The following is a 7,090-nucleotide window of genomic DNA, read 5'->3' as shown; positions in this document are numbered from 1 at the left end:
ATGTATTGCAGGGCGGCGAGGTCGAGCATCATGAAGGTCTGGGGCGCCCCCCAGGTCTCGTAATTGTAACCGCTCGTGTCGTCGCCGATGAAGGTGCGATAGGTCATGATCGAGAATTCGAGCGAGTCGACGTCGCTCGGCAGCGCCCCGAACACATCGGTTTCCTGGCCGTGCTTCAGGCCCAGTGAGTGGCCGAGCTCATGCAGCACCGTATGCCAGTCGTAGTTGCCGGCCGTTGGTGCGGCGCCGCTAGGCCCGAAAAACGCATCGCCGCCGGTGTTAGAATTGCTTGGGTAATAGGCGTAGGCGGTGCCGGGATTTGCGGTGTTGGCGACCCGGATGGTGCCGCTCCCCGAGCCACTGCCCGCATAGTCGATCCCGAGATTGGTGAAGCCTTCGACCGAGAAGCCCACCCCGCCGAGAGGCTGCGTATAATGCGCGGCGTTGAGGGCGAAATGGACGGCGATCATTTGCTGCGCCGTCATCTGGTGGAAGTTGGTCAACGCCTCGGGATAGCCGGCCTGATAGTCAGCCGTGGAATCGGGATCACTGTAGGTGATGAACCCGTCCGACCAGCGGGAGCCACTCAGGATGCCGTCGATCCGTTGGTCGCCGGATGCGACGACCGCGACGGAGGGGTCGGCCGAGCCGTTCTCCACAGGCTTCTCCGTGCCCGACACGGCGGAATCCAGCAGGACCCTGCTGGGCTGGCCGATGGCTGGCGCTGTGTCGGAATGGCCGGTGGCGTGGGTTTGCAGGCCATCGGCCTGTCCGATCGGTGCGGCGGTCAGCGCCGCGACTGCGGTGCCGCCACCATCGCCCGGCCGGGATTGATCGACCGGACTCTGATCGACCACGAGGGCGTGGGCATTCGACCATCTCCGCATCGACGCCCAGGCGACCGTGTCGTCGTCGCCGTCGGGAAACTGGGTGTGGATCGGGTCGTCGTTGTCGTCGGCGCCCAGTAGGAAATCGTCGTATCCAGTAAAGTTTCGGGAAATCACGTCAAGCCTCCCCCTTTGGAGAAATCCAATGTTCAGTTCCGACTGATCCATTGCTTGCTTTGAGCGTGATTTGGGCGGAACGGCGATCAGAATAAAGGGATCGCCATTCGAGCCAATTTGAACGTGACATGAGATCATGTTGAGAAGATGTCACGATCATGTCTTGAAGAAATAGGAATTTATTTCTGGATCTTGCTCATTTCTCCGAGAAACAAAATTTCTCTAGGACTGAATAACATACCCCAGAATGGATAATTTGTCAATAAATTGGATATAATTGATAATTTCACCAGGAGCAATGCCGGGCTACGGCCAATCGTCCGGCCATTACAGCCATCCGCCCGCATCCTCCGGCATTGGGAATCTTTACTGGTCACATCCGGGATCGCGCGTTCGGCGTCGCCTTATTTATTGCACACAGTTCGGCGACACTAGGCTGTGCTGGGTTGCGCCAGGGCAGGGGACGGGACAATGAACGAGCCGCGCCATCACCACCGGGTTTTCGCGGCCACGCTGTCCCTGCTGTCAGCCGCGCTGCCCTATGCAGCGGAAGGAGGCGTGGCCGACAGCCGGGACGGCGGCGCGCCGGTGGTGACAGGAGGGGGATTGATGGCGGCTCAGAGCGTCATGGAGCGGCCGCCTGATGATGGGGCCGTGATCGCCCGGGAATTCCGTGGGGCCGTCGATGACGGCTCGAGCGCGGCGCTGATCCGCTTTATCGCGCGGCATCCCGACCATGCGCTCGCAAGTGACGCGTGGGCGTTGCTGGACCGGAAGAGTGCTCCGGATCCAGGGCTTCTCGGCAATGACCCGGACGCCGTGATCTACGCGGCGTTCGATGCCGCCCGGCGGGCCGGCACGATCGGGGCCTACCAGATGTTCGCCAGCCTCTACCCCAACCATCCCCTGACCCAGGTTGCTGACAGCCGCATCCGCGCCTTGCGATGACGCCGGCGTCGTGAGGGCGGCGACCCGGAGAGAGGCCAGGAGCATGCCGAAGCTGCAGGCGGCGATCAGGCCTTCCGTGACAGCCGCACGGCCTAGCCTCGGTTTCGCAGCACCGCTGCCACGTCGACCGGCCCCGCTTCGGCCGGGTCCAGGTCGAGATCCTGCTCGATATGGGTCAGGTGGGCCAGCATGGCGGCGCTGGCGCGGTCCGGGTCGTGGCCGGCCAGGGCCTGCAGGATCGCCTGGTGCTCGGCGTTGCCGCAGGCCGAGGCGCCGCTGCGGCCGTATAGGGCGATGACCAGCGAGGCGCGCGACACCAGCTCGCGCAGGAACCGCTCCATCACCCGCTGCCGGGCGATCTCGGCCACCGCCAGGTGGAACAGGCCGGACAGCTGGATGGCGCGCGGCCGTTCGCCCCGGTGCAGGGCCTCCGCCTCGTCCGCCAGGTGCCGTTCCAGCCGGTCGATGTCGGCGGGCGTGGTGCGCTCGGCGGCGCGGCGGGCGATCGCCGCCTCGATCGTGCGGCGGGTTTCGAACACCTCGCGCGCCTCCTCGACCGTCGGCGCCGCGACGAAGGCGCCGCGATTCTTCTCGATCACCACCATGTTCTGGTGCGCCAGCGCCTGCAGGGCGGAGCGGACGAGGGTGCGGCTGACGCCGAAGGCGGTGCCGATCTCGTCTTCCGACAGCTTGGTGCGCGGCGGCAGCCGGTGCTCGACGATCGCATCCAGGATCGACCGGTAGATCATCGACACGCGCCCACCGCGATCGGGGATGTCGCGGCTTTCGGCCAGCGTGCCGACGGTCTCGATCGTGTCCATCTCAAACTCCGGCCCGGCCGGTCCGGCGGGCATGCCTTGCAGCGGCTTCAGGACTTGTTCCGGGCCACCATCCCATGCCGGCCGGCGGCGCTCAAGATTGTATTCTTACGCTGTATGGATTGTGCACAATCTGCGGGCGGCCTGTATGCGGCTGCCTAAACCATAGGCGGGCCGGTAGCCTCGACCTTGGATCGAATCCCGGAATCCTGCGGTCCGGTCGATTGGCACGGGGCTTGCAGACCTGCTTTCCCGACAAGGGAGAGCAGATGCGCGGCGCAGATCTCGAACTGGTGAAGGTGACGAAGCGCTACGGCCGCACGGTGGCCGTGGACGGCATCGACCTGAAGATTCCGGCCGGCACCTATTGCTGCCTGCTCGGGCCGTCCGGCTGCGGCAAGACCTCGACCCTGCGCATGGTCGCGGGGCATGAGGCGGTGTCCGACGGCGACGTCATCCTGGGCCCGACCAACGTCACCGACCGGCCGCCGGCCAAGCGCGGCACGGCGATGATGTTCCAATCCTACGCCCTGTTCCCGCATCTCTCGGTCACCGACAACGTCGCCTTCAGCCTGAAGATGCGCGGCGTGGCCAAGGCGGTGCGCCGGGCCAAGGCGGCGGAGCTCTTGGCCCTGGTGGCGATGGGGGCCTATGCCGAACGGCTGCCGGGGCAACTGTCCGGCGGCCAGCAGCAGCGCGTGGCGCTGGCCCGCGCCCTGATCACCCAGCCGCAGATCCTGCTGTTGGATGAGCCGCTCTCCGCCCTCGACCCGTTCCTGCGGATCAAGATGCGGGCCGAGCTGAAGCGGCTGCAGGCCGAACTCGGCATCAGCTTCATCCATGTCACCCACAGCCAGGAAGAGGCGATGGCCCTGGCCGACCTTGCCGTGGTGATGAATGGCGGGCGGATCGAACAGGCCGGCCCGCCGCAGGAATTGTTCGCCCGGCCGGCCACCGAATTCGTCGCCCGCTTCATCGGCGGCCACAACGTCGTCCGTCTCGGCGGCGGCCTCGCCACCCTGCGCGCCGACCGGCTGCGGCTGTCGAAGGTCAACGGCGCCGGCCTGCCCGCGGGGGCGGTCGAGGCGGTGGTGCAGGGGGTCGAATACCAGGGCACCACGGTCCATGTCGCCTTCGCCTGCGACCTGGCGCCCGACATGCTGGCCTGGCTGCCCGAGGCCGCGTTCTTCGCCGATCCGGTGGCACCCGGTGACCGGGTCGCCGTCGGCTGGGCCGACACCGACATCCATCCTCTTCCGAGCGATGCCGCGGGGCGCGGCGAGTTTCGCCCCCAACCCTGAAGGAGGCTCACAATGGCGGACACCAAGACTCCAAAGACCCCCGGGTCTTCTAAGATTCTGGGCGGCCTCTCGCGCCGTGCGCTGCTGAAGACCACGGCGGCGACGGCCGGCGCGCTGGTCGGCAGCCGCGCCATCACCGGCTTCCCCGCGATCATCGCGGCCGAGCCGGTGACGCTGCGCTATCTCGGCACCGCGGTGAACCAGAGCGCCGACATCGCCAGGAAGGCGAAGGAGGATCTGGGCATCATCATCGAATACGTGCCGGTCACGACCGACGAGGTGACCAAGCGCATCGTCACCCAGCCCAACTCCTTCGACCTGGTCGACAGCGAGTATTTCAGCCTGAAGAAGCTGCTGCCCTCCGGCAACCTGCAGGGCATGGACGCCCGGCGGATCAAGTATGTCGACCAGATCTCGACCGTCTTCACCAAGGGCGAATTGAACGGCAAGAAGATCGGCGACCAGGGCACCGCGCCGAAGAAGGTGTTCTACCTCACCGACAAGACCTCGAAGACCTTCGCCAGCGAGCCGACCGAGTGGATCACCCTGATCCCGACCACCTACAACGCCGACACGCTGGGCATCCGGCCCGATCTGATCGGCCGGCCGATCGAGAGCTGGAAGGAGCTGCTGAACCCGGATTTCAAGGGCAAGGCGTCGATCCTCAACATCCCGTCGATCGGCATCATGGATGCGGCGATGGTGGTGGAGTCCAGCGGCCTGCACACCTATGCCGACAAGGGCAACATGACCAAGGCCGAGATCGACCTGACCATGAAGGTGCTGACCGAGGCCAAGCAGGCCGGCCAGTTCCGCGCCTTCTGGCAGGATTTCAACGAGAGCGTGAACCTAATGGCCTCGGGCGAGACGGTGATCCAGTCGATGTGGTCGCCGGCCGTGACCAAGGTGCGGTCGATGGGCATCGCCTGCACCTTCCAGCCGCTGAAGGAAGGCTACCGCGCCTGGGCCTCCGGCTTCGGCCTGCCGAAGACCCTGAAGGACCGGAAGCTCGACGCCGCCTACGACTTCGTCAACTGGTTCCTGTCCGGCTGGGCCGGCGCCTATCTCAACCGCCAGGGCTACTACTCGGCGGTTCTGGAGACGGCCAAGGCCAATATGGAGCCCTATGAATGGGCCTATTGGATGGACGGCAAGCCGGCGGCCCAGGACATCAAGGCGCCCGACGGCACGGTGATGGAGAAGGCCGGCGCGGTGCGCGACGGCGGCTCCTACGACGCGCGGATGGGCGGCGTCGCCTGCTGGAACGCGGTCATGGACGAGAACGAGTACATGGTCCGCAAGTGGAACGAATTCATCGCCGCGTGATGTGATCACCTGCCTCGGCCGGGTTCGCCGTCGCGAACCCGGCCGACCTCGCCGAAAGCCGCCGTCGATGACCGCCATTCCCGCCGAAGACATCGGGCCGGCCCGCAAGGCTGCTGTGCCGCAGGCCGGCGCCCGGGTCCGCGCCGTCGCGTTCCTGCAGGCGGCGCCGATGATGCTGGTGTTCCTGCTGTTCTTCGTGCTGCCGCTGGCGGTGACGGTGGTGGTCAGCTTCTGGGACTACACCGAATACTCGATCGTGCCGGACTTCACGCTGCGCAACTATGTCGAGGCGTTCGACGGCTGCCTGACCTCGCTGCCCGACCTGTGCACCACCTTCAAGACCTACATCTCGACCCTGAAGATCGGGGTGATGGTGTGGGCGATTACGCTCGGGCTCGGCTTCACCATCGCCTATTTCCTGGTGTTCCACATCCGCACCATGGCGATGCAGGTGGTGCTGTGCCTGCTGTGCACCATCCCGTTCTGGACCTCGAACGTGATCCGGATGATCTCCTGGATTCCGCTGCTCGGCCGCAACGGGCTGGTGAACCAGAGCCTGATGGGCCTCGGTGTCATCGGCCAGCCGATCGACGGGCTGCTCTACTCCGAATTCTCCGTCGTGCTGGCCTTCGTCCACCTGTTCACCGTGTTCATGATCGTGCCGATCCTGAACTCGATGCTGCGGATCGACCGGTCGCTGATCGAGGCCGCGACCGATGCCGGCGCCAGCGGCTGGCAGACGCTGTGGAACGTGATCGTGCCGCTGTCCAAGCCGGGCATCGTCATCGGCTCGATCTTCGTCATCACCATCGTGATGGGCGATTTCGTCACCGTCGGCGTCATGGGCGGCCAGCAGATCGCCTCGGTCGGCAAGGTGATCCAGGTCCAGCTCAGCTATCTGCAGTTCCCGGCCGCGGCGGCGAATGCGGTGATCCTGCTCGCGGTCGTGATCATGATCATCGTCGCCCTGACCCGGCTGGTCGACATCCGCAAGGAGCTCTAGCGATGCGCGAGGGGCGCCCCGCCTCCTTCTACATCCTGGCCGCCGTGTTCGCCCTGTTCGTGCTGTTCCTGTACGGGCCGACGCTGACGATCTTCGTGCTGTCCTTCCAGGGGCCGCAGGGCGGGCTGACCTTCCCGATGAACGGCGTCTCGACCTTCTGGTTCGAGAAGCTGTGGGCCGGCATGGGCGTGGTCGACATCGGCGCCGCCTTCTGGCGTTCGCTCGAACTCGGCCTCGTGGTCATGGTGCTGACCATGACATTCTCGGTGCTGGCCGGCCTGGCCTTCCGCAAGCGCTTCCCGGGCCAGACCATCCTGTTCTACACCGCCATCGCCAGCCTGATCATGCCGTCGATCGTGGTGTCGCTCGGCATCGCCCTGGAATTCCGCCTGCTCGACGATGCGATCCGCGATTTCGGCGACAGCTGGGGCATCGCCTGGATCACCGATGACTTCACCACTGCCATGGGGCTGTTCCGCTCCGGCCTCGGCGCGCACCTGACCTGGACGCTGCCCTTCGGCCTGCTGATCATGTTCGCGGTGTTCAACCGCTTCGACCGCAGCTACGAGGAGGCGGCGCGCGATCTCGGCGCCTCGGCGTGGCAGACGATCCGCCATGTCGTGCTGCCGATCGTGCTGCCGAGCCTGGTCGGCGTCGGGCTGTTCGGCTTCACGCTTTCCTACGACGAGT

Annotated in this window: 6 protein-coding genes and 1 pseudogene; 5 read left to right on the top strand and 2 right to left on the bottom strand. The window is 65.7% G+C overall.

Annotation, left to right across the window (positions count from 1 at the left end):
- Positions 1 to 1,004: pseudogene (locus AC3XYG_RS04920) on the bottom strand (hypothetical protein); the annotation flags it as partial.
- Between the two features lie 471 nt (positions 1,005 to 1,475).
- Between AC3XYG_RS04920 and AC3XYG_RS04915 the strand changes: the two are divergent.
- Positions 1,476 to 1,952: a hypothetical protein gene (locus AC3XYG_RS04915; protein WP_489138697.1), complete on the top strand. Its 477-nt coding sequence runs from the start codon at positions 1,476 to 1,478 to the stop codon at positions 1,950 to 1,952.
- Positions 1,953 to 2,044: 92 nt separating this feature from the next.
- On the opposite strand, the gene AC3XYG_RS04910 is transcribed toward AC3XYG_RS04915, so the two are convergent.
- Positions 2,045 to 2,773 (bottom strand): GntR family transcriptional regulator, encoded by a 729-nt coding sequence (locus tag AC3XYG_RS04910; protein ID WP_489138696.1) that lies wholly within the window; start codon positions 2,771 to 2,773, stop codon positions 2,045 to 2,047.
- 266 nt (positions 2,774 to 3,039) lie between these two features.
- Here AC3XYG_RS04910 and AC3XYG_RS04905 point away from each other — a divergent pair, with 266 nt between their 5' ends.
- The 4 genes from AC3XYG_RS04905 to AC3XYG_RS04890 form a co-directional block, all read left to right on the top strand.
- A complete protein-coding gene (locus AC3XYG_RS04905; RefSeq protein WP_489138695.1) occupies positions 3,040 to 4,071 on the top strand; it encodes an ABC transporter ATP-binding protein in 1,032 nt (343 codons plus the stop codon).
- Between the two features lie 12 nt (positions 4,072 to 4,083).
- Complete coding sequence (locus AC3XYG_RS04900; protein ID WP_489138694.1) at positions 4,084 to 5,397, top strand: ABC transporter substrate-binding protein; 1,314 nt, start codon at positions 4,084 to 4,086, stop codon at positions 5,395 to 5,397.
- A gap of 67 nt (positions 5,398 to 5,464) precedes the next feature.
- Positions 5,465 to 6,400, top strand: a complete 936-nt coding sequence (locus AC3XYG_RS04895) for an ABC transporter permease (protein WP_489138693.1) — start codon at positions 5,465 to 5,467, stop codon at positions 6,398 to 6,400.
- A gap of 2 nt (positions 6,401 to 6,402) precedes the next feature.
- A partial coding sequence (locus AC3XYG_RS04890) for an ABC transporter permease (protein ID WP_489138692.1) occupies positions 6,403 to 7,090 on the top strand: 688 nt, incomplete at its 3' end.

This window comes from Inquilinus sp., assembly GCF_057815775.1.
This window is presented reverse-complemented; position numbering and strand designations above follow the sequence as displayed.